Annotated in this window: 17 protein-coding genes and 5 tRNA genes; 21 read left to right on the top strand and 1 reads right to left on the bottom strand. The window is 34.5% G+C overall.

What is annotated here, in order from left to right:
• Positions 1 to 191: 191 nt before the first annotated feature.
• From AWE51_RS09055 to AWE51_RS08960, 20 genes are all read left to right on the top strand, one after another.
• Positions 192 to 1,571 carry an alpha-amylase gene (locus AWE51_RS09055; RefSeq protein ID WP_066312470.1) on the top strand — a complete coding sequence of 460 codons (1,380 nt, stop codon included), beginning with the start codon at positions 192 to 194 and terminating at the stop codon, positions 1,569 to 1,571.
• Between the two features lie 86 nt (positions 1,572 to 1,657).
• Positions 1,658 to 1,852: a 30S ribosomal protein S21 gene (gene rpsU / locus AWE51_RS09050; protein ID WP_024768892.1), complete on the top strand. Its 195-nt coding sequence runs from the start codon at positions 1,658 to 1,660 to the stop codon at positions 1,850 to 1,852.
• Positions 1,853 to 1,972: 120 nt separating this feature from the next.
• Positions 1,973 to 2,863: a tyrosine-type recombinase/integrase gene (locus AWE51_RS09045; protein ID WP_066312468.1), complete on the top strand. Its 891-nt coding sequence runs from the start codon at positions 1,973 to 1,975 to the stop codon at positions 2,861 to 2,863.
• 73 nt (positions 2,864 to 2,936) lie between these two features.
• On the top strand, positions 2,937 to 3,239 hold the full coding sequence (gene hpf, locus AWE51_RS09040; protein WP_066312466.1) for a ribosome hibernation-promoting factor, HPF/YfiA family: 303 nt from the start codon (positions 2,937 to 2,939) through the stop codon (positions 3,237 to 3,239).
• 101 nt (positions 3,240 to 3,340) lie between these two features.
• Positions 3,341 to 3,414 (top strand) — tRNA-Thr (locus AWE51_RS09035).
• A gap of 124 nt (positions 3,415 to 3,538) precedes the next feature.
• Positions 3,539 to 3,620 (top strand) — tRNA-Tyr (locus AWE51_RS09030).
• A 135-nt stretch (positions 3,621 to 3,755) separates the two neighbouring features.
• A tRNA-Gly gene (locus tag AWE51_RS09025) sits at positions 3,756 to 3,828 on the top strand.
• A 126-nt stretch (positions 3,829 to 3,954) separates the two neighbouring features.
• Positions 3,955 to 4,026, top strand: a tRNA-Thr gene (locus tag AWE51_RS09020).
• A gap of 58 nt (positions 4,027 to 4,084) precedes the next feature.
• Entirely contained in the window at positions 4,085 to 5,272 is a 1,188-nt protein-coding gene (gene tuf, locus AWE51_RS09015; RefSeq protein WP_066312464.1) for an elongation factor Tu, read from the top strand.
• Positions 5,273 to 5,334: 62 nt separating this feature from the next.
• Positions 5,335 to 5,407, top strand: a tRNA-Trp gene (locus AWE51_RS09010).
• 101 nt (positions 5,408 to 5,508) lie between these two features.
• Positions 5,509 to 5,706, top strand: a complete 198-nt coding sequence (gene secE, locus AWE51_RS09005; protein ID WP_066312461.1) for a preprotein translocase subunit SecE — start codon at positions 5,509 to 5,511, stop codon at positions 5,704 to 5,706.
• 9 nt (positions 5,707 to 5,715) lie between these two features.
• Complete coding sequence (gene nusG / locus AWE51_RS09000) at positions 5,716 to 6,270, top strand: transcription termination/antitermination protein NusG (RefSeq protein ID WP_066312456.1); 555 nt, start codon at positions 5,716 to 5,718, stop codon at positions 6,268 to 6,270.
• Between the two features lie 76 nt (positions 6,271 to 6,346).
• Positions 6,347 to 6,784 (top strand): 50S ribosomal protein L11, encoded by a 438-nt coding sequence (gene rplK, locus AWE51_RS08995; protein WP_066312455.1) that lies wholly within the window; start codon positions 6,347 to 6,349, stop codon positions 6,782 to 6,784.
• An 18-nt stretch (positions 6,785 to 6,802) separates the two neighbouring features.
• The gene (rplA, locus tag AWE51_RS08990) at positions 6,803 to 7,498 is read left to right on the top strand and encodes a 50S ribosomal protein L1 (RefSeq protein ID WP_066312454.1); all 696 of its coding nucleotides are present in this window, start codon (positions 6,803 to 6,805) and stop codon (positions 7,496 to 7,498) included.
• 15 nt (positions 7,499 to 7,513) lie between these two features.
• On the top strand, positions 7,514 to 8,035 hold the full coding sequence (gene rplJ / locus AWE51_RS08985) for a 50S ribosomal protein L10 (protein ID WP_066312448.1): 522 nt from the start codon (positions 7,514 to 7,516) through the stop codon (positions 8,033 to 8,035).
• A 69-nt stretch (positions 8,036 to 8,104) separates the two neighbouring features.
• A complete protein-coding gene (rplL, locus tag AWE51_RS08980; protein ID WP_066312445.1) occupies positions 8,105 to 8,482 on the top strand; it encodes a 50S ribosomal protein L7/L12 in 378 nt (125 codons plus the stop codon).
• 242 nt (positions 8,483 to 8,724) lie between these two features.
• Positions 8,725 to 12,534: a DNA-directed RNA polymerase subunit beta gene (gene rpoB, locus AWE51_RS08975; protein WP_066312443.1), complete on the top strand. Its 3,810-nt coding sequence runs from the start codon at positions 8,725 to 8,727 to the stop codon at positions 12,532 to 12,534.
• A gap of 104 nt (positions 12,535 to 12,638) precedes the next feature.
• On the top strand, positions 12,639 to 16,940 hold the full coding sequence (gene rpoC, locus AWE51_RS08970) for a DNA-directed RNA polymerase subunit beta' (RefSeq protein ID WP_066312441.1): 4,302 nt from the start codon (positions 12,639 to 12,641) through the stop codon (positions 16,938 to 16,940).
• Between the two features lie 145 nt (positions 16,941 to 17,085).
• On the top strand, positions 17,086 to 17,400 hold the full coding sequence (locus AWE51_RS08965; protein WP_066312438.1) for a DUF3467 domain-containing protein: 315 nt from the start codon (positions 17,086 to 17,088) through the stop codon (positions 17,398 to 17,400).
• 160 nt (positions 17,401 to 17,560) lie between these two features.
• Positions 17,561 to 17,881, top strand: a complete 321-nt coding sequence (locus AWE51_RS08960) for a DUF962 domain-containing protein (protein WP_066312437.1) — start codon at positions 17,561 to 17,563, stop codon at positions 17,879 to 17,881.
• Positions 17,882 to 18,075: 194 nt separating this feature from the next.
• Here AWE51_RS08960 and AWE51_RS08955 read toward each other — a convergent pair whose 3' ends face one another.
• Positions 18,076 to 19,662 carry a peptide chain release factor 3 gene (locus AWE51_RS08955; protein ID WP_066312436.1) on the bottom strand — a complete coding sequence of 529 codons (1,587 nt, stop codon included), beginning with the start codon at positions 19,660 to 19,662 and terminating at the stop codon, positions 18,076 to 18,078.
• Between the two features lie 583 nt (positions 19,663 to 20,245).
• On the opposite strand from AWE51_RS08955, the gene AWE51_RS08950 reads away from it, so the two are divergent.
• Positions 20,246 to 24,909 (top strand): GEVED domain-containing protein (locus AWE51_RS08950; protein ID WP_157766053.1); only part of this gene is annotated, 4,664 nt, incomplete at its 3' end.

Genomic DNA, 24,909 nt, shown 5'->3' with positions numbered 1-24,909 from the left:
TAGTAAGTATATAAACAAATACCCCGAGGCAATACCTCGGGGTATTTGTTTACTAACATCTTTTTCAAACTAATGATAATGTTAAAGTTTTAAATTTTATCAACACGCAAACGTTTTAGTGAAATTTCAAACGTTTTCGATACTCTGAAATAATTAATTTGATAATAATTTAACACAAATATCAATTAATTATGAAAAACAAGACTTTTTTTTACGGAATTCTTTCCGTCGTACTGCTGTATTCGAGCTGTGTCAAAGATGAACTTATAGATGAAGCAGAAGAACAAACCGTAAACCTTGAGAAAGAGGTTTCTTCTAAAGCTCTAAAACAAATAGGTTCTGGAGTAATGATGCAAGCATTTTATTGGGATGTACCGGCAGGGGGTAATTGGTGGAATACGATCAAAGGAAAAGTGAGTGATTGGAGTAATGCAGGAATAGATGCTATATGGTTACCACCGGTAAGCAAAGCTCAGAACGGACGTTTTTCTATGGGTTATGATCCTTTTGATTATTATGATTTTGGAGAATTTAATCAGATGGGTAGTACAGAAACTAGATTTGGTTCAAGATCCGAGCTAACTAGTTTAATAACAACTGCGCATAATAATAGGTTGAGTGTAATAGCAGATATTGTGATTAATCATAATAGTGGTGGTGATTTAGAGTCAAATGAATTTGCTGGGAAAGAGACATACACAAAATTTACTCCAATGTCTGGTAAATTTAACAGAACAAAATATGATTTTCACCCTAATGATAAATATGACGCAGATAGTGGTTTTTTTGGAGGTTTTCCAGATCTAAGTCACAAGAAACCTTATGTTCAAGATTGGTTATGGAAAAAATCCAATTCGGTAGCCAAATATTATAAAAATACAATGAAGTTTGATGGTTGGAGATTCGATTATGTAAAAGGTTTTGAACCTTGGGTAGCAAGACAATTTAATCAAGCTGTTGGTGGTTTTGCGGTAGGCGAGTATTGGGATGGTAATGTAAACGCTCTAAAGTGGTGGACTGATAATGCGCAGATGTCGGCTTTTGATTTTGGATGTTATTATAAAATGAGAGATGCATTCATGGGGAATAATTTAAATGCGCTAAGTGGTGATATGCTATGGAAAAGAAATTCGACTAGAGCAGTAACTTTTGTGGCTAATCATGATACAGACGAGATTATTAATAATAAAATATTAGCATATGCTTATATATTAACTCATGAAGGATATCCAGCAATTTTTTATCGAGATTATGAAGATTGGTTGAGTAAAAGTAAAATGAATAATTTAATATGGATTCATAATAACCTTGCAGGAGGAAGCACCACAAATTTATGGACAGATAATGATGAATACATTGCTAAAAGAAATGGGGGTAATGGAAAACAAGGATTGATTGTGTATATCAATAACTCTAATTCATGGCAAGAGAGATGGGTACAAACAAATTGGTCTAGTAGAAAAATTAAAGATTACACTGGAAATTCAGGTTGGGAACCAACAACTCAAGGAGGAAAATGGGTTAAAATTCAAGCACCTCCAAAAGGATATACTGTGTGGTCTTTGAAATAATATTAAATATTTTAATAGAAAGCTTTGTCAGTAATACTTTTGTATTATCTTTGCATCCTAATTTTTAAAGAAAGGAGGTACCCACTATGTTAATTATACCAGTAAAGGACGGAGAAAATATAGATAGAGCGTTAAAACGTTTTAAAAGAAAATTTGATCGAACAGGGACAATGCGTCAGCTTCGTAAACGTCAAGCGTTTTCAAAACCTTCTGTTGAAAGAAGAGCGCAAATCCAAAAAGCGCAGTACATTCAGCACTTAAGAGATCAAGAAGAGATTTAAAAAGTTCAAACGTGGTCTATAGTTCTTTCTGAGTTCTAGAAAGACTTCGTTTTTCAGTATAAAATTTAAAACCGTTAGGATAGCAAAAGTTTCATACTTTTGTGTCCTAACGGTTTTTTTATGTTTATTTCTGAGTTTCTTGATTACTTACTTCTTGAAAAAAAATATTCTGAACATACAGTCAAAGCGTACAAGACTGATTTGTCAGCTTTTCTTATGTTTTATCAAAATGAATATGAGAATACTTTGCTTGCTGAAGCAAATTATCAGCAAATTAGATCCTGGATTGTGTCTTTGGTAGATACAGGGGTTTCTAATCGATCCATAAATAGAAAGGTGTCTTCATTAAAAACGTATTATAAATTCCTGCTTAAGATTGATCAGATTGAGAGCAATCCATTAGCTAAGCATCATGCTTTGAAAAGTCCTAAAAAACTTCAAATTCCATTTTCTGTTAAGGAAGTAGAGGAGGTGTTGGGTAATTTTGTCGATAACGAAGATTTTGAAAGCGTTAGAGATAAACTGATCGTTGAGCTTTTTTATGCAACAGGAATTAGAAGAATAGAGCTAGTTGGTCTAAAAATGACTGATATTGATTTAGCAAATATGCAAATTAAAGTAATGGGGAAAAGAAGTAAAGAGCGTTATTTGCCATTGCTTCCATCTGTTAGTGAAACATTAAAACAATATTTAAAAATAAGATCAGGTGTTTTGTTAAGTGATGATGAATCTTCGTTATTATTGACTAAAAAAGGAGTTAAAATATATGAAACACTTGTTTATCGCATCATAAATGGCTATTTTAGTAAGGTATCTTCAAAAGTTAAAAAGAGTCCGCATATACTAAGACATTCGTTTGCTACTCACTTACTTAATGAAGGTGCTAATCTTAATGCCGTAAAAGAATTGCTTGGTCATTCCAGTTTAGCAGCTACTCAAGTGTATACACATCATAGTGTAGCTCAATTAACAAAAGTGTATAAACAGTCTCATCCAAGGAACAAAAAGTAAAAAAAAAACAAGCCCCCTAGTTTGTTCTTCTTTTAGGCTTAAAATATTTTTTAAACCAATTAAACTAGCGCTTATGAAAGTAAACTTGCAGTCCGTAAATTTTAATGTAGATCAAAAGTTGGTTGATTTTACCCAAAATAAATTAGATAAACTAGAAACGCATTTTAATCGAATAATTCATGCTGATGTATTTTTGAAAGTTATGAATACAAGTAGTAAAGAAAATAAAATAACAGAAATTTTATTGAGTGTGCCTGGAGATGAGTTTATAATTAAAAAAATCAACAAATCGTTTGAAGGAGGTGTAGATGAGTGTGTTAGTTCTTTAGAAAGACAATTGAGAAAACGTAAAGAAAAATTAAATGCACATGTTTGATTATTTTTTTTGAAAAATAGTTTTGTGTAATAAATAATTTATATACATTTGCAGTCCGTTAGAAATAGCGGACTTTTTTATGCCTTAAAAAGCATTAAAAAGCCGATGTAGCTCAGCTGGCTAGAGCAGCTGATTTGTAATCAGCAGGTCGTGGGTTCGAGTCCCTCCATCGGCTCTTAAAAAGCTAAAATTTTGAAAAAAAATAGAAGCTTTTGAAATGAAATTTTGAATTGTAAAATATTTGATTACTTTTGCGCTCGAAATTTATAAGTTCATTATAAAATATTGAAATGATATTAGGGGAGATACTCAAGCGGCCAACGAGGGCAGACTGTAAATCTGCTGACTATGTCTTCGCAGGTTCGAATCCTGCTCTCCCCACAATTTTTTGAAATATAATTTGTTTCAAAAAATGATTGATTTATAATCGATCAAGATCAATTTTTTTATTTGATCTATTTGTGAAATATCATATGTTTCAAATTACTTTTATATAAGTGATTTGAAATTTCAAACGCGGGAGTAGCTCAGTTGGTAGAGCGTCAGCCTTCCAAGCTGAATGTCGCCGGTTCGAACCCGGTCTCCCGCTCTAAATAGAGCTAATTTTAATAATCACAAATTAATATTGGATTTTTAAAATAGATATAATGATTTGTCAGATTTCTTTCTAAGATTTAGATAAGGTGTTCTGGTTTATCATTATACTCATTAAAAAGCCGGTGTAGCTCAGGGGTAGAGCGTTTCCTTGGTAAGGAAGAGGTCACGAGTTCAAATCTCGTCATTGGCTCTATGTTCAGGATTTTAAATTGAACACTAATATATAACTAAGATTAAATAAATTAATTATGGCAAAGGAAACTTTTGATCGTTCCAAACCGCACTTAAATATTGGTACTATTGGACACGTTGATCACGGTAAAACGACTTTAACTGCCGCTATTACTAAGGTTTTAGCTGATGCAGGTCTTTCTGAGGCAAGAGATTTCGATCAAATCGATAATGCTCCTGAAGAAAAAGAAAGAGGTATTACTATTAACACATCTCACGTAGAGTATCAAACAGAAAATCGTCATTACGCTCACGTTGACTGTCCTGGTCACGCCGATTACGTAAAGAACATGGTTACTGGTGCTGCTCAAATGGATGGTGCGATCTTAGTGGTTGCTGCGACAGATGGTCCAATGCCACAAACTCGTGAGCATATCCTTTTAGGACGTCAGGTTGGTATTCCAAGAATTGTTGTATTCATGAATAAAGTGGATATGGTTGATGATGAGGAATTACTTGAATTAGTAGAAATGGAAATTAGAGATTTATTATCTTTCTATGAGTATGATGGAGATAATGGACCTGTAATCGCTGGATCTGCTTTAGGAGCACTTAATGGTGAGCAAAAGTGGGTTGATACAGTAATGGAATTAATGAAAGCAGTTGATGCATGGATTGAAGAGCCATTACGTGAAATTGATAAAGATTTCTTAATGCCTATTGAAGATGTATTCTCTATTACTGGACGTGGTACAGTAGCAACTGGTCGTATAGAAACTGGTATTGCTAACACTGGAGATCCTGTAGAGATCATCGGTATGGGAGCTGAGAAATTAACTTCTACTATAACAGGTATTGAAATGTTCCGTCAGATCCTTGATAGAGGTGAGGCTGGAGATAATGCAGGTATCTTATTAAGAGGTATTGAGAAAACTCAAATCTCTAGAGGTATGGTAATTACTAAGCCGGGTTCTGTAACTCCACATAAGAAGTTCAAAGCTGAGGTTTATATCCTTAAAAAAGAAGAAGGTGGACGTCACACTCCATTCCATAATAACTACCGTCCTCAGTTCTACGTACGTACTACTGATGTAACTGGAAATATTGCACTTCCTGATGGAGTTGAGATGGTTATGCCTGGAGATAACTTAACAATAACAGTTGAGTTAATTCAAACAATTGCAATGAATGTTGGTCTTCGTTTTGCTATCCGTGAAGGAGGTAGAACAGTAGGTGCTGGTCAGGTAACCGAAATTTTAGACTAATTTAGTATATATTATAGATAAGTGAGGTATTCGTCTCGGCGAATACCTTGACTTATGTATATACGGGTTTAGCTCAGTTGGTAGAGCACTGGTCTCCAAAACCAGGTGTCGGGAGTTCGAGCCTCTCAACCCGTGCTTAGAAATTGTTTGTTGTTATGTAAGCAATTTTGAAATGAAAAATTAACGTGACTATATTTCTTTTTAAGATTTATATTCCGTGTTAAAAAATAGATAAGATGGCTGGATTAGTAGATTATATATCAGAATCATATAACGAATTGAAAAATCATGTAACATGGACTCCTTGGGCAGAAGCTCAAAGACTTACGGTTGTTGTGATTGTTTTTTCAATTATCTTCTCTCTTGCAATCTGGGGGATAGACACTGTCTTTAGTAATTTGATAGAGTTTTATTTTGCTAAAATTAAATCTTAATTAGTTAGAATGGCCGAGGTGGATAATACAAAGAAGTGGTACGTTGTTAGAGCGGTTAGTGGTCAAGAAAATAAGATCAAAGATTATATAGAGCGAGAGATTGCTCATATGGGTCTTGAAGATTATGTGGCTCAAATTCTAGTTCCTACAGAGAAAGTGATTCAAATCCGTAATGGAAAGAAAATTAATAAGGAAAGAGTATATTTTCCAGGGTATGTCATGATAGAGGCAAACCTTTCTGGAGAAATACCACATATCATAAAGTCAATAAATGGTGTTATAGGCTTTCTAGGAGAGGTAAAAGGAGGAGATCCTGTGCCTTTGAGAAAAGCTGAGATCAATAGAATGTTAGGTAAAGTTGATGAATTAGCTGTGAAAACAGATAATGTAGCGATACCATACACGGTTGGTGAGACTGTTAAAGTTATTGATGGGCCGTTTAACGGATTTAATGGTACTGTAGAAAAAGTAAATGAAGAAAAGCGTAAACTAGAGGTGATGGTTAAGATTTTCGGAAGAAAAACACCATTAGAGCTAAGTTATATGCAAGTAGAAAAAGTATAATAATTGTTACATTATATATCCAGGATTGTTCTTTTGCTTCCACTTATAGAACAAGACTAAATTTAAACTTAGAAAAATGGCTAAAGAGTTAAGTAAGGTTGTAAAATTACAAGTACGTGGAGGCGCGGCGAACCCGTCCCCACCAGTTGGACCTGCTTTAGGTGCTGCCGGAGTAAATATCATGGAATTCTGTAAGCAATTCAATGGTAGAACACAGGATAAAGCTGGTAAAGTATTACCAGTAGTTATTAATGTGTACAAAGACAAGTCTTTTGACTTTGTTATTAAAACTCCACCTGCAGCTGTTCAAATACTGGAAGCAGCAAAACAAAAGAAAGGTTCTGGAGAGCCTAATCGTAAAAAAGTAGCAAGTGTTACTTGGGATCAAGTTCGTACAATAGCAGAAGATAAAATGGCAGATTTAAATGCATTTACTGTTGAGTCAGCTATGAAAATGATTGCTGGTACCGCTCGTTCTATGGGTGTAACTGTAAAAGGACAGGCTCCTTTTTAATCCAAAAACGTTTACAAAATGGCAAAAGTAACTAAAAAGCAAAAAGAAGTAAGTGCTAAGGTTGATAGCAACAAAGCATATTCAGTAGAAGAAGCTTCAGCTTTAGTAAAAGAGATAACAACCGTTAATTTTGATGCTTCTGTAGATCTTGCTGTTCGTTTGAACGTAGATCCGCGCAAAGCAAATCAAATGGTACGTGGTGTGGTAACATTACCACATGGAACAGGAAAAGATGTAAAAGTATTAGCATTAGTAACACCAGATAAAGAAGCAGAGGCTAAAGAAGCTGGAGCTGATTTCGTTGGTCTTGATGAATACTTGGATAAAATCAAAGGCGGATGGACAGATGTTGATGTGATCATCACAATGCCTAGTGTTATGGGGAAATTAGGACCACTTGGTAGAGTATTAGGACCTCGTGGATTAATGCCTAACCCAAAAACAGGAACAGTAACAATGGATGTAGCAAAAGCTGTTTCTGATGTTAAAGCTGGTAAAATTGATTTTAAAGTTGATAAAACTGGTATCGTTCACGCGGCTATTGGAAAGTCTTCTTTCGACGCAGAAAAAATAGCCGGTAATGCTAAAGAATTAATAACAACATTGGTAAAGTTGAAACCACAGGCTGCTAAAGGTATTTATATTAAATCAATATATATGTCTTCAACAATGAGCTCAGGTATCGAAATAGATAGTAAAAACTTTGCTGGGTAATTAAGAAAAACGATTATGACAAGAGAAGAAAAATCACTAGTAATTGAAGACTTGACTGCTCAGTTAGCTGAAAATGCTAATATCTATTTAGCCGATATTTCGGGATTAGATGCAGGTACGACTTCAAATTTACGTAGAGCTTGTTTTAAAGCTAATGTATCATTAAAAGTAATTAAGAACACACTCCTTGCAAAGGCAATGGAGAACTCTGATAAGGATTTTGGAGAATTACCAAACGTTTTAAAAGGTAATACTTCATTAATGTTTGCAGAAACTGGTAATGCACCTGCAAAGGTAATTAAAGAGTTTCGTAAGAAATCAGAAAAACCCTTATTAAAAGGAGCTTTTGTTGAGGAAGCAATTTTTATTGGTGACGAAAACTTAGACACCTTAGTTAATATCAAGTCTAAAGAAGAAGTTATCGGTGAAATTATTGGCTTATTACAGTCTCCTGCTAAGAATGTTATTTCAGCATTAAAGTCAGGTGGAGGTACTATAGCTGGTATCCTTAAAACATTATCCGAAAAAGAAGGATAATCAATAGTAGTGTACGCACTTTTTAACAATTATATTTCAATTAAAAAAAATTATTTAAAACGATAGAAAATGGCAGATTTAAAAGATTTCGCAGAACAATTAGTTAACTTAACGGTAAAAGAAGTTAATGAGTTAGCAGATATATTAAAAGAAGAATATGGTATAGAGCCTGCTGCTGCTGCTGTAGCTGTAGCTGCTGGTGGAGGTGCTGCTGGTGGAGACGCTGCTGAGGAGAAATCAGAATTTGATGTAATCCTTAAGTCAGCTGGTGCTTCTAAACTAGCGGTTGTTAAATTAGTAAAAGAACTTACTGGTTTAGGTCTTAAAGATGCTAAAGGATTAGTTGATGAGGCTCCTAAAGCAATCAAAGAAGGAATTGCTAAAGACGAAGCAGAAGCTCTTAAAGCTCAATTAGAAGAGGCTGGAGCAGAGGTTGAGCTTAAGTAAGCTTACCATAGATTAACACTTAGGTTTAGACCCAGAGAATTTTCTCTGAGGTCTAAACCCATTTTGTGTATATAAATAGTATATAATTTTTACGATACATAGAAATATAAAAAAATGAAGTATTTTTATTTTGAAACATTAGATAAAACCTTCATTTTAATTTAGTAATTTTAAGTATAAGTTATATTGAATTGTAGATTACACAACCCTTTTTTAAAATTTTAATTTAATTCCGTCCATTGATGTTAGCAACGCAAACTGAAAGATTGAATTTCTCTTCTGTAAAGAATAGACCTGATTATCCTGATTTTCTAGATATTCAGATCAAATCCTTTCAGGATTTCTTTCAATTAGAAACAAAATCTGAAGAAAGAGGAAACGAAGGTCTATACAATACCTTCATGGAAAACTTCCCGATTACAGATACACGTAATCAATTTGTATTAGAATTTATAGATTATTTCGTTGATCCTCCAAGATATGACCTTCAGGAGTGTATAGAGAGAGGACTTACCTATAGTGTGCCTTTAAAAGCACGACTTAAACTGTTTTGTACAGATCCAGAGCATGAAGATTTTGAAACAATTGTACAGGATGTGTATTTAGGAACAATTCCTTATATGACACCAAGTGGTACTTTTTGTATCAACGGTGCAGAACGTGTAGTAGTTTCTCAATTACACCGTTCTCCAGGTGTGTTCTTTGGACAATCTTTCCATGCAAATGGAACAAAATTATATTCTGCAAGAGTAATTCCTTTTAAAGGATCTTGGATAGAATTTGCTACCGATATTAATAGCGTAATGTATGCTTATATCGATAGAAAGAAAAAATTACCGGTAACTACACTTTTCCGTGCAATTGGTTTTGAACGTGATAAAGATATATTAGAGATTTTTGATCTTGCAGAAGAAATAAAAGTTTCTAAATCCGGATTAAAGAAAGTATTAGGCCGTAAATTGGCGGCACGTGTTTTGAATACATGGCACGAGGATTTTGTTGATGAAGATACTGGAGAAGTAGTATCTATTGAGCGTAATGAAATTGTCTTGGATCGTGATACAATTCTAGATAAAGATCATTTAGAAGAAATTATCGAATCTGGAGCAAAAACAATTTTACTTCATAAAGAGGATAATCAAAAAGGAGATTACGCAATTATTCACAATACATTGCAAAAAGATCCTACCAATTCTGAAAAAGAAGCGGTAGAACATATATACCGTCAACTGCGTAATGCAGAGCCGCCTGATGAAGAGACTGCAAGAGGTATTATTGACAAATTGTTCTTCTCAGATCAACGTTATAACCTTGGAGAGGTTGGACGTTATAGAATGAATAAAAAATTAGGTCTTGATATTGCCATGGATAAGCAAGTGCTTACCAAAGAAGATATTATTACCATTATTAAATATTTAATTGAATTAATTAACTCTAAGGCAGAGATCGATGATATTGATCACCTTTCTAATCGTCGTGTTAGAACTGTAGGAGAACAATTATCTCAACAGTTTGGTGTTGGTTTGGCTCGTATGGCACGTACTATTCGTGAGCGTATGAATGTAAGGGATAATGAAGTTTTTACGCCGATTGACCTTATTAATGCAAAGACATTATCTTCTGTAATTAATTCATTTTTTGGAACAAATCAGTTATCTCAATTTATGGATCAAACAAATCCATTAGCAGAGATTACTCATAAGCGTAGACTGTCTGCTCTTGGGCCTGGTGGTTTATCTCGTGAACGTGCTGGATTTGAGGTTCGAGATGTACACTATACTCATTATGGTCGTTTATGTCCAATTGAAACTCCTGAAGGACCAAATATTGGATTAATATCTTCACTAGCGGTATTTGCTAAAGTGAATTCTATGGGATTCCTTGAAACACCGTATCGTAAAGTAACTGATGGTAAGGTTGATATCAATGAGTTTAGATATCTTAGTGCAGAAGAAGAAGAAGAGAAATTAATAGCGCAAGCTAATATTCCCATGACAGAAGAAGGTAGTATTACCTCTGAGAAAGTAATTGCACGTATGGAAGGGGATTTCCCAGTGATTGATCCTACAAATGTGAATTATGCGGATGTTGCACCTAATCAGATTGCTTCTATTTCAGCATCTTTAATTCCTTTCTTAGAACATGATGATGCAAACCGTGCATTGATGGGATCAAATATGATGCGTCAGGCAGTACCATTATTAAGAGTTGACGCTCCTATTGTTGGAACAGGTTTAGAACGTCAAGTGGCTTCTGATTCAAGAGTATTGATTAATGCAGAAGGTTCAGGTGAAGTTGAGTACGTAGATGCACAAAAGATCACTATTAAGTACGATAGAACCGATGAGCAAAGAATGGTAAGTTTTGATACTGATTCTAAAACTTATAATCTGATAAAATTCCGTAAGACTAATCAAGGTACAAGTATTAACCTTAAACCAATCGTAAGAGTTGGGGATAGAGTAAATAAAGGTCAAGTATTATGTCAAGGATATGCTACAGAAAATGGAGAGCTTGCTTTAGGTAGAAATATGAAAGTAGCCTTTATGCCTTGGAAAGGGTATAATTTTGAGGATGCAATCGTAATTTCTGAAAAAGTAGTAAGAGATGATATTTTTACATCGATCCATATCGACGAATATTCTCTGGAAGTAAGAGACACAAAACTTGGTAATGAAGAATTAACAAATGATATTCCTAATGTTTCAGAAGAGGCTACTAAAGACTTGGATGAAAACGGAATGATTCGAGTTGGTGCCGAAATTAAGCCAGGAGATATTCTTATCGGTAAGATTACTCCAAAAGGAGAAAGTGATCCTACACCAGAAGAAAAATTATTAAGAGCAATTTTTGGAGATAAAGCAGGAGATGTTAAAGATGCGTCTTTAAAAGCTTCACCTTCATTACATGGTGTTGTAATTGATAAGAAATTATTTGCAAGAGCAGTAAAAGATAAGAGAAAACGTTCTCAGGATAAAGAAGATATCGATATTCTAGAAAGATCTTATGATACTAAATTTGAGTTGTTAAAATCCGAATTAATAGATAAATTATTTATCATCGTAGGAGGAAAAACTTCTCAAGGAGTAATGAATGATCTAGGAGAAGAAGTACTTCCAAAAGGTAAGAAGTATACTCAAAAAATGCTTAACAGTGTTGATGATTATGCTCACCTTACTAAAGGAACTTGGACTACTGACGATGACTTAAATTCTATGGTTGCGGATCTTATCCATAACTATAAGATTAAAGAGAATGATTTACAAGGTAATTTAAGAAGAGAGAAATTTACAATCTCTGTAGGAGATGAATTACCAGCCGGAATAATAAAACTTGCTAAGGTTTATATTGCTAAAAAGCGTAAACTGAAAGTAGGAGATAAAATGGCAGGACGTCACGGTAACAAAGGTATCGTAGCACGTATTGTAAGAGAAGAGGATATGCCTTTCTTAGAAGATGGAACACCAGTTGATATTGTATTAAATCCACTCGGGGTACCATCTCGTATGAATATCGGACAGATATATGAGACAGTATTAGGATGGGCAGGACAAAAATTAAATAGAAAATTTGCTACACCTATTTTTGATGGAGCATCTTTAGATCAAATTAACGGATTTACAGACGAGGCTGGAATTCCAAGATTTGGACATACATATCTATTTGATGGAGGTACTGGAGATCGTTTTGATCAACCTGCAACAGTAGGTGTGATTTATATGCTTAAGCTAGGGCATATGGTAGACGATAAGATGCACGCACGTTCTATTGGTCCATACTCATTGATCACTCAGCAACCACTTGGTGGTAAGGCTCAGTTTGGAGGTCAACGTTTTGGAGAAATGGAAGTTTGGGCTCTTGAAGCATATGGTGCTTCTGCCACGCTGCGTGAGATACTGACAGTTAAGTCTGATGATGTTATAGGAAGAGCCAAAACATACGAAAGTATCGTTAAAGGTGAGCCTATGCCAGAACCAGGATTACCAGAATCTTTTAATGTATTAATGCATGAATTAAAAGGTCTTGGTCTGGATATCAGATTAGAAGAATAATATAAAAACAATCAAACTGTTTTCCTGAGCTTGTCGAAGGAAACAGTTTGATATCATATGTTATTCAATTTTAAATTACAATAATTCTTTAGCAACCATATATTATGGCAAGAAATAATGATAAGAATACAGTAAAGAGATTTAACAAAATCTCTATTGGTTTAGCTTCTCCAGAATCTATTTTGGCAGTTTCTCAAGGAGAAGTACTTAAACCTGAAACTATCAATTATCGTACTCATAAACCAGAGCGTGATGGTTTATTCTGTGAGCGTATTTTTGGACCTGTAAAGGACTTTGAATGTGCTTGTGGTAAATATAAAAGGATTCGTTACAAAGGGATCGTATGTGATCGATGTGGAGTAGAAGTAACAGAAAAGAAAGTACGTAGAGATCGTGTTGGTCACATTAACTTAGTGGTTCCTGTGGCTCATATTTGGTATTTCCGTTCTTTACCAAATAAAATAGGATATTTACTTGGATTACCATCTAAGAAATTAGATATGATCATTTACTACGAACGTTATGTAGTAATTCAACCAGGTATTGCAAAAAACGAAGAAGGAGAACCAGTACAAAAAATGGATTTCCTTACAGAAGAAGAGTACCTTAACATCCTAGATAGTCTTCCTCAAGAAAACCTTTACCTTGACGATACAGACCCAAATAAGTTTATCGCTAAAATGGGTGCAGAATGTCTTATTGAGATTTTAAGAAGAATTGATCTTGATGGACTTTCTTATGAGTTAAGACATAAAGCAAATAACGAAACTTCTAAACAACGTAAAACTGAAGCATTAAAAAGACTTCAAGTTGTAGAGTCGTTACGTGATGCAAATAAAAATAGAGAGAATCGTCCAGAATGGATGATCTTAAAAGTGGTTCCCGTAATTCCACCAGAATTACGTCCGTTAGTGCCTTTAGATGGTGGTCGTTTTGCGACATCGGATCTTAATGATTTATATCGACGTGTAATTATTCGTAATAATCGTTTAAAACGTTTGATGGAAATTAAAGCTCCTGAAGTAATTTTACGTAATGAAAAACGTATGCTTCAGGAATCAGTAGATTCATTATTTGATAACACGCGTAAAGCATCTGCGGTTAAGACAGACTCTAACAGACCATTAAAATCTTTATCAGATTCATTAAAAGGTAAGCAAGGACGTTTCCGTCAGAACTTACTTGGTAAACGTGTAGATTATTCAGCACGTTCTGTAATTGTTGTAGGACCAGAATTAAAATTATTTGAGTGTGGTCTTCCAAAAAATATGGCAGCAGAATTATACAAGCCATTTGTTATCAGAAAACTGATTGAGCGTGGTATTGTAAAAACAGTTAAATCTGCTAAAAAGATTATAGATAGAAAAGAGCCTGTAGTATGGGATATTTTAGAGAATGTCTTAAAAGGACATCCTGTATTATTAAACCGTGCTCCTACGCTTCACCGTCTGGGTATTCAGGCATTCCAGCCTAAACTTATCGAGGGTAAAGCAATACAGTTACACCCATTAGTATGTACTGCATTTAACGCCGATTTTGATGGAGATCAGATGGCGGTGCATTTACCATTAGGACCAGAGGCAATATTAGAAGCTCAGTTATTAATGCTGGCATCTCATAATATCTTGAATCCAGCGAATGGTTCACCGGTAACCGTTCCTTCACAAGATATGGTACTTGGTCTATACTATATGACAAAATCTCGTAGATCTACGCCAGAATTAGAGATAAAAGGTGAAGATCTTACGTTCTATTCTCCAGAAGAAGTAGTTATTGCATATAACGAAAAAAGACTTGATATTAATGCTAATATTAAAGTACGTACAAAGGATATTAATGAAGAAGGAGAAATAGTAACTAAGATTATAGAAACTACAACAGGTAGAGTTCTATTTAATGATAAAGTTCCTGAAAAAGCAGGTTATATTAATGAAGTTTTAACTAAAAAATCTCTTAGAGATATTATTGGTGGAATTCTTAAAGTAACTAGTGTTCCTGAAACGGCTGCTTTCTTGGATGAAATAAAAACTCTAGGGTATAATTTTGCATTTAGAGGTGGTTTATCATTTAGTTTAGGAGATATTATTATTCCTAAAGAAAAACACACCATGATTGCTGATGCAAATTCGCAAGTAGATAATATTGTTGCGAATTATAACATGGGACTTATTACGAATAATGAACGTTACAATCAGGTTATTGATATATGGACTTCTACGAATGCAGAATTGACAGAATTGTCAATGAAACGTATTAGAGAAGATCAACAAGGATTTAACTCTGTATATATGATGCTTGATTCTGGAGCAAGGGGATCTAAAGAACAGATTCGTCAGTTAACCGGAATGCGTGGATTAATGGCTAAGCCTAAGAAATCGAATTCTGCAGGTGGAGAAATTATTGAGAATCCAATTCTTTCTAACTTTAAAGAAGGTCTTTCAATTTTAGAATACTTTATCTCTACTCACGGTGCACGTAAAGGTCTTGCGGATACGGCTCTTAAAACGGCAGATGCAGGGTACTTAACTCGTCGTTTAGTAGATGTTGCTCAAGATGTTATTGTTAATATCGAAGATTGTGGCACGCTTAGAGGTGTTGAAGTTGCTCCGTTAAAGAAAAACGAAGAGATTATCGAAGGCCTTGGAGCGAGAATAGTAGGTAGAACAGCATTAACAGATGTGATCAACCCACTAACGCAAGAGGTACTAATTGAGGCTGGAACAGAAATAGATGATGCAACGGCTAAACTTATTGAAAACTCACCAGTAGAAACTGTTGAAGTACGTTCTGCACTTACTTGTGAAGCTAAGAAAGGAATTTGTGTAAAATGTTATGGTCGTAACCTTGCTACTGGTAAAACGGTACAAAGAGGTGAAGCTGTAGGTGTTGTAGCTGCCCAGTCAATTGGAGAACCAGGTACACAGCTTACGTTACGTACATTCCACGTAGGAGGTATTGCAGGTAACATCTCTGAAGATAACCAATTAAAATCTAAATTTGCTGGTAAAGCAGAAATAGAAGAACTTAAGACGGTTAAAGGAGAAGATAATGATGGAAAAGAAATTGATGTAGTAATTTCTCGTACTTCTGAAGTAAAAGTTATAGATCCAAAGACAAAAATTGTATTAAGTACTAACCTAATCCCTTATGGATCACAGTTGTTCATTAAGGATGGTGATAAGTTAGAAGCTGATCAGGTTATCTGTCAGTGGGATCCATATAATGGTGTTATTATTTCAGAATTTGCTGGTAAAGTAAAATATGAAAATATAGAGCAAGGTATTACATATCAAGTAGAGATTGATGAACAAACTGGTTTCCAGGAAAAAGTAATTTCTGAATCTCGTGATAAGAAAAAGATACCTACACTTTTAATTATGGGTAAAGGAGACGAAGTTCTTCGTTCTTATAACCTTCCGGTAGGAGCTCACTTAATGGTGGATGATAATGATAAGATTGGAGTTGGTAAAATTTTAGTTAAGATTCCTCGTAAATCTGCAAAAGCGGGTGATATTACAGGAGGTCTTCCTAGAGTTACCGAGTTGTTTGAGGCGCGTAATCCATCTAACCCAGCTGTGGTTAGTGAGATTGATGGTGTTGTTTCTTTTGGTAAGATCAAACGTGGTAATCGTGAGATCATAGTAGAATCAAGAATAGGTGAGATCAAGAAGTACTTGGTTAAGCTTTCTAATCAGATTCTTGTTCAGGAAAATGATTATGTACGTGCAGGAATGCCGTTGTCTGATGGTTCAACTACACCAGAAGATATTCTTAAGATCAAAGGCCCATCTGCGGTACAACAATACCTTGTAAACGAAGTACAAGAAGTATATAGATTACAAGGTGTGAAAATTAACGATAAGCATTTTGAGGTAGTAGTACGTCAAATGATGCGTAAAGTTAGAATTCAAGATCCGGGAGATACTATTTTCTTAGAAAATCAACTAGTTCATAAATCAGATTTTATCGAAGAAAACGATGAGATTTTTGGAATGAAAGTAGTTGAAGATGCTGGAGATAGTGCTAACCTTAAAGCAGGACAGATTATTTCTCCTCGTGATTTAAGAGATGAAAATTCTGTATTGCGTAGAGATGATAAGAATCTTGTTACTGCAAGAGACGTATCGCCAGCGACTGCAACTCCAATACTACAAGGTATTACAAGAGCATCGCTACAAACGAAATCGTTTATATCTGCTGCGTCATTCCAGGAAACTACCAAAGTATTAAACGAAGCTGCTGTAAGCGGAAAAGTTGATACGCTAGAAGGTCTTAAAGAAAATGTAATTGTTGGTCACAGAATTCCAGCAGGTACAGGTATGAGAGATTATGAAAGCATCATCGTAGGATCAAATGAAGAATTTGAAGAGCGAATGGAACAGCGACAAGAAGTAAATTATAACTAAATTATAATAGCCTGCCTTTTTAGGCAGGCTTTCTTTTTTAAATAGAAAAGTAAACATAAAACCGGAAGTACTATACATTCGGTTTTTCTTTTCTAAAAAACCAAAAAAATAATGGCAACCCAAACGGGTTACAAAAAAAAGTGACATGGCAGAGAATAAAAACCCAAAGCAGAATCAATTAAATATAGAATTAGATGAGTCAATCGCGGATGGCATATACAGTAATCTTGCAATTATTAATCACTCTGTATCAGAATTTGTAGTTGATTTTGTGAATATAATGCCGGGAAGACCTAAAAGTAAAGTAAAAAGTAGAATTATCTTAACACCACAACATGCAAAAAGACTATCTAAAGCTCTTATTGATAATGTAAATAGATTCGAAGCTGCTCATGGTGAAATTATAGATTACGAGCAACCACCTATCCCTATGAATTTTGGACCAACTGGTGAGGCTTAGTGCTAACTACTTTGTTAGAGATCTAATTTTTATACACATTAAGTTACTCTATTATATAATAAACGTATAGAAAATGCTTTTTTTTGATGATAAATAAAGACTAATTTTTAAAAGTTATGTTTTTAGTATATTTGAGATAAACATATAAATTAGATATGTAATGTCTGATAGAATCAAAACATTTAAGGAGTTTTATAAATTTTATTTAACAGAACACCAAAATAAAACAAGCCGCACGTTACATTTTATAGGAACATTTTTAGTTTTTATATGTATAGGAATTGCCATCTATTTTAATTGGACCTGGAAATGGTTTATCGTACCTATTATAGGTTATGGTTTTGCATGGGTTGGTCATGCTTTTTTTGAGAAAAATAAACCAGCTACATTTAAATATCCCTTTTGGAGTTTGATTTCGGATTTTAAATTATTTTTTGAGATCCTGTTCGGTCAACGTTCGTTAGACAGTGGTAAAGATTAATAATAAAAAAAATCTATATAAGTAGTAATAGTCATTGGTTTTAAGAATATAAATATAAAAACGGCTTGCAATAAATCGATTGCAAGCCGTTTTGTTTTATAATAGTATATATGTCTGTTTTGATCTATTATTTGTCCTTAAATAGCTTTAAAATCTTTTTAAGGATAGTTATCTATATATTGGTCTGAGTTGTTTTAAAATTCGGATGTGAAATGAAAAACAATAGAAGGATATTTTTGTTGTGTCATTTGTAAGCTAAATGATGAATCTGCAAAAAACACTAATTGACCCTGCTTATCTTTTGCCAGAAATTTACTTTTTACTCGTTTAAAATCCTTAAACTCATTTTCATCTGCATCTTTAATATCTACCCAGCATGCTTTATGTACATTTAAATTTTCATAAGTACATTTAGCTCCATATTCATGCTCTAATCGGTATTGTATTACTTCATACTGAAGTGCTCCAACTGTACCAATAACTTTTCTTCCATTCAGTTCAAGTGTAAAAAGCTGGGCTACTCCTTCATCCATTAATTGATCAATCCCTTTGGCCAATTGTTTTGATTTCATTGGATCAGCATTATTGATATATCTAAAGTGTTCTGGAGAAAAACTTGGTATTCCTTTATAATGTAAGATCTCGCCTTGAGTAAGGGTATCACCAATTTTAAAGTTTCCGGTATCATGTAATCCCACAATATCTCCAGGGTATGAGGTATCTACTATTTCTTTTTTCTCTGCAAAAAAGGCATTTGGACTAGAAAATTTTAATTTTTTATTGTGTCTTGTGTGCAAGTAGGGTACATTTCTTTCGAATACCCCAGAAACAATTTTTATAAAAGCTAAGCGATCTCTATGTTTAGGATCCATATTTGCATGAATCTTAAATACAAATCCAGTAAAGTCTTTTTCTTCTGGATTTACGACACGGGTATCACTTTCTTTTGGCCTTGGCTTAGGAGCAATAGAGATAAAACAATCTAATAATTCTCTAACACCAAAATTGTTCAAAGCAGAACCAAAAAATACAGGTTGCAATGTTCCATTTTGATAGGCATCTTTCTCAAATTTAGGATAAATCCCTTCTACTAATTCGAGTTCTTCTCTTAAAGTTTCGGCTGCACTGTCACCAATGGTAGTATTAAGTTCTTTAGATGATAAGTCAGAAATCTCAATAGTTTCTTCAATGTTTTTACGATTATCACCACTAAAAAGATTAATGTTTTTTTCCCAAATGTTATAAATTCCTTTAAAGTCATAACCCATCCCAATAGGAAAACTTAGAGGTGTAACAGTTAAACCAAGTTTTTGTTCTATTTCATCTAGTAATTCAAATGCATCTTTACCCTCTCTGTCTAATTTATTAATGAAAACAATCATTGGGATATTTCGCATTCTACATACAGAAACTAGTTTTTCTGTTTGTTCCTCAACACCTTTTGCTACATCTATAACAACGATGACACTATCAACAGCGGTAAGTGTTCTAAAAGTATCTTCGGCAAAATCCTTGTGTCCAGGGGTATCTAATATATTAACTTTGATGTTTTTATATTCAAAAGCTAGAACCGATGTAGCTACCGAAATCCCACGCTGTCGTTCGATTTCCATAAAGTCACTAGTCGCTCCTTTTTTTATTTTATTAGATTTTACAGCCCCAGCTTCTTGTATGGCACCACCAAAAAGTAATAATTTTTCAGTTAAAGTAGTTTTTCCTGCATCTGGGTGAGATATAATTCCAAAGGTTCTTCGTCTCCCTATTTCTTCAATAAATTTCATAAAATCTTTATAGTAAGGATGCAAATATAATATTAAATAGAATATATGTAGGGGAGAATACTAAGACAATATTATAAGAGCGCGCGTAGGATTATAGGAATAAATTTTATTTGTAATGTATTTTATCGTTAAAAAAATTATTACATCGATTTCCTTGAGGTTTTCCATAAACTTAAACTTTAATCTTTATAAATTTATATGAAATTTGATGTTATTGAGCATGTTAGATATGATTAGTGTATTTAATGCTCGAGCTTTAGTTGCTATTAAAATTAAAAAAAGAGTCGATTAAATTATTCCATACTATACTATGAGAACTAGTATTTTTTATAAAAGTGTAAGTAGTATTTACTAAAGGGATGTGTATTTTATCGTGTTAAATATGTATTTCGTCGATATATTTAACTAAATAATGAGGTTGGCGCCTAGTAATTTAACTTTATTTTCTTAATTTTGAATCAGGGACTACGGTAAAACCATAATTTTTATACGCCTTAAATGTATTTTAAAGGTGTTTTTGTTATAATTTATGAAAACCGACCCTAACATGTTTTCGTAGATATATTTGTAAACACATTGTTATATGAAAAAAATTACCCAAGTCTTAAGGGGTTTAAAAAGAAGTATTTCTTTTTTAACTCTTATTTTTCTTTTCAGCACTAGTATTTCTGCTCAATTTTCTACAGCAGGATCTGGATTGTATTTGGATGAAATTTACTGGTTAGATTTCTCAAGTATGATTCCTGATAATGATGTATCTGGAGAAACTTTTGGTCCTACCGTTTTTAATGTACCTGGAGGTATAGTATTAAGTGTTACAGTTCAAGAAATTTCTTCTGGTGTGCAATCACAAGTTGCTGGTGCACCTAGAGCGATTACTCCTTTATATACTTCAGTTTTAGAAAGAACGTTAAGGAATAGGAATGTTAGCTCAGATGCGACTATTAAAGTTATTGTATCAGCTACATTAAATGGTAACCCGTATCCAATTGGAATTGTCATGGCAGATGGTGAGGCATCTGGAACTGGTGAAGATTTTGTGTTGACAATAAATAGTAATACGGGAACAAATTGGGCTAAAATAGATGAAATTAATCCTACTCTCTTCTCTGATTCAGGAGTAGGTACACAGACATATTCTTTTTTTGGAGCAGGATCGGTTCCAGGTCCAAGTGGTTATGGTACACCAATAATGTATACAGAACAAGCTGCTTTAGCTAATCCATTAGATATTAATGCAGAGTTGATTAGGACAGCAGGAGGTACGGGTATAGCAATTGGTGTATTTGTACATACCGATTATGGGGATGCACCTGGGTATGCAGAAGCAATACATACTTTTTCGGGTCAGTTTACACCAACAACTAATTTGTTTTTAGGTACAACAATGCCAGATAGTGATGGTGTTATCGCAGATAGAACAAATGCTACTGCAACAGCTGATAGGGATGAAGGAGTTCCTGTATTTGATCTTCTTACTACCAATACATCTTCATATAGTGTAGATGTTACAGTAAATAATAATGAAGGAGTAACTGCTAATCTTGCAGGATGGATTGATTTTGATAATAACGGTATTTTTGATACAGATGAGTACGCCACAGCTAGTGTGCCTGATGGCACAACTAATGGTATAGTTACGCTTACATGGAATAATATTAATAGTTCAGGACCCAATAGTGTAGAATCTTCTACTTTTGCTAGATTTAGGTTATCTACAGAAACGTTAACCGCTAGTGACGCGTCAGGTAATGTTAGCAATGGTGAAGTTGAGGATTATCAATTAAATGTTGTATTAAGAGATAATGATGGTGATGGAGTCGATGATAGCACAGATTTAGATGATGATAATGATGGTATTACTGATATAAACGAAGGATTAAATTGTGCATCTGGTGTGATCAACGTTGGAACAGCTCCTTCTGGAAATCAAAATGGGGTTGGAGCAATTAACGATATTTATGATTTTGATGGGGTTAATGTAGATGTGACTGCCGTAGCAAATACAATAGATGGAGGTTCATTGTCCCAGTTATTAGTAGAAAATACAACTTCTTTAAGAATACAGGGACAGCAAATAGATGATGGTATAGGAGAAACAGTAACGTATACATTTACGTTTAATCAGACGGTTTCTGGTGTTAAGTTTAGGTGGTCAGGTATTGATCAAGGGGATAGAGTTACTGTAAATGCAACTGGACCTAATGTCGAATCTGTATATATGGGTAATTTGATGGATCCATCATCATTTCCTAATGCAGACTACTTGGCTACTTCTAATGGTAATTCTCATATTATAGAGAATAATAATAGTTTGTCTCCAACGATAACGGCATATTCTGATGGTGTTGTAAATACTGCACTTAATTACACAGAAGTAACAATAAATGGGCAAGTAACTTCCTTTAATGTTATTACAAGAAAACAAAGGCAAGATGGTGATGTAACCAATAATGGTAATGTAACATTTTTGTTTTCAAATTTTGAATACTGTTCATTAGATGATACAGATGGAGATAATATACCAAATTATTTAGATACAGATAGTGATAATGATAGTTGTTTTGATGCTTTAGAAGGTAACGGGGGGATTTTGGCAACTCAGGTAAATAATAGTACTGGAGAAATTACAGGAGGAGTAAATACGGGAACAGGAGTTCCAAATACTGCTGGTTCTGGTCAAAGCGATGTAAGTAGTACAGATAACACTACAACAGGAGCACAGTGTGATGATGATAATGACGGAGTTGTTAATGTCAGTGATGTATGTCCTAATTTTGATGATTCAGTAGATACCGATGGAGATTTGGTTCCTGATGGTTGTGATTTAGATAATGATAATGATGGTATTTCAGATATAACAGAAGGTTGTAATTCACTTACTTTAAATATAGACGGTACAGAAGATTCCAGTTTTCCAACCGGGTATTGGGCAGCTTCATATTATGAAGGACATCAGGCAGTAGCTGCCTCTAGTTTTACCGTAGAAAGAGACGGATCAGGAAATCCAGGTTCAAGAACTTTTAGAGGGGAGTCATTTTTTGGTGTTAATAGTAATTCAGCAACATATTCGTCTGGAGGTTCGGCAATAAATGATAGGTGGAGTCAAATGGAAACACCAACAATTCCTTTACGTCCAGATAACTATATAGGTACTACATGGGCTTCTTCAGGGAATCCGTATTATGAAATTGATTTTAGAAGAACTTTTCCAACTGCAGGAACACTTTCTTTTGGAGGTGGGGCTAATGAAATCGTAGATGATGTTATTGAAGTTTTTGTTGATGGGGTTAGAGAATATGCTTATTTCCCTAGCGGAGGAGCACCTGATCCAAGACCGGGTAGTGGAGTTGCAGCGTCTATTCCAATTACAGCAGGAGCAGAAGTAGAAATAAGATTCATGAATTTAGGTTTTATAGGAGGTTTAACGTTTACTTTTAATAGCCCTGCAGAACCTCTTGTAGAAGTATTTAGAGATTCAGATGGTGACTCAATACCTGATTGTTTAGAGTTAGATAGTGATGATGATGGGTGTAGTGATGCTGATGAAGCTTATAATGATACAGATGCAGATGGTACAGATGGAGGCCAATTTGGAGATGGTACTCCTGCGAATATAAACCCGGCAAATGGACTGGTTGATGCTCCTGGAGTAGATTATGGTTTGGCATTAAATGCTGGGGTGACTGACGATACAATTAATATTTGTACAGTACTATCCGGACAAATTTTTATAGATGTTAACGGAAATGGAATTTTTGAAGGGGCTGAACCTAAAGCAAGAAATGTTGATGTTAGAGTTACTGATGCTCTTAATAATGTCCAAGTTGTAACAACAAATTTTAATGGTATCTGGACAGCGACATCTTTAGCTCCTGGAACAGCAACTGTTGATATTATAGATCCAGATTATGGAACTACTTTTACGCAAACACTAGGAACAGATCCTAGCAGTCATTCAGTAACAGTCAATGTATCAAATGATGGGGGAATAGACGGATTTGTACTTCCTCCTCCAAATGTGCTTCATACAACTCCTGCTTGTGATGGTACGTTGTATAGCCTTAATTGGGATACAGTACCTGAAGCTACAGCAGATAATGAATTTGATTGGGCACCAGATGGGGCTTTAACAAATACATTTAATGATGTTAATAGTTCAGGAATTAATATAACACATACTTTTACAGGAGAGACAGGTACTTTATCAGCTTGGCCTGGTTCAACACTTTCTCCAAATATTGGATTTAATGCAACAGTAAATACGCAAGAAGTATTACAAATACATACTGACGGATTGGCTACAGGTAGTGCTGGGATTATACAAACGATAACATTTTCGGATGGTAGCGGTGCCACTAATATTTATTCTATAGGTTTTGACTTATTTGATATAGATTTTTCTTCTTTAGAAAGTAGTGGAGATAGAGTAACAATTACAGCAATAGATGGTTTAGGAAATACAATATTCCCGACGTTTACAACAGGCGCTACACCTAATTTCACAGTAGATGGTGCTACCGGTGTTGTTAATGCTAATAATGGAACTAGTAATGTAGAAGATAGTCAGCTAGGAGTTAACTTTTTAGATACTGATGGAATTACGAGTATAAGTATTGTATGGAATAATTGTGCAGGCTGTGCTCCTTTAGAATCTCGAGGAATTGGTTTTGGGAATACACGATTTTGTACTGAGTTCCCTCCTACATTAAGTATTAGTAGCCCTACGGTTACAGAAGGTTCTAATTTAGATTTTGCGATAAGTTTAAGTAATGCGAGTACGAATGCTATAGAATTTACACCAGCTTTAGCGGGTACAGGAGTTAATCCAGCGACTATAGGAACCGATACGGGTACTCCGTTACAGGTACAGATTGGCAGTGGTGCTTTTGTAGATTATACAGGAGGAAGTATTACGATTCCTGCAGGTGAGACCAGTGTTACCTTTAGAGTTCCTACTACCAATGATACGATAGATGAGCCAAATGAGACCTTAAACCTTAATATTACCGGTATTACCAATAGTAGTAATACTACTGCTAGTGGCACCGGAACAATTACCGATGATGATAATGCTCCTACAGTAAGTACAGTAAGTAGTCCAACGGAAGAAGAAGGCGATGCTTTGGTTCATACAGTTACGTTGAGTAATGGTAGTAGTAGTGCAATCAGTATCGGAGCGAGTGTTGCAAATGGTACAGCAGGTAATGGTGATTATGATAATGACTTAGCCAATGCTACGTTTAG

The organism is Aquimarina aggregata, from assembly GCF_001632745.1.
GTDB lineage: Bacteria > Bacteroidota > Bacteroidia > Flavobacteriales > Flavobacteriaceae > Aquimarina > Aquimarina aggregata.
This window is presented reverse-complemented; position numbering and strand designations above follow the sequence as displayed.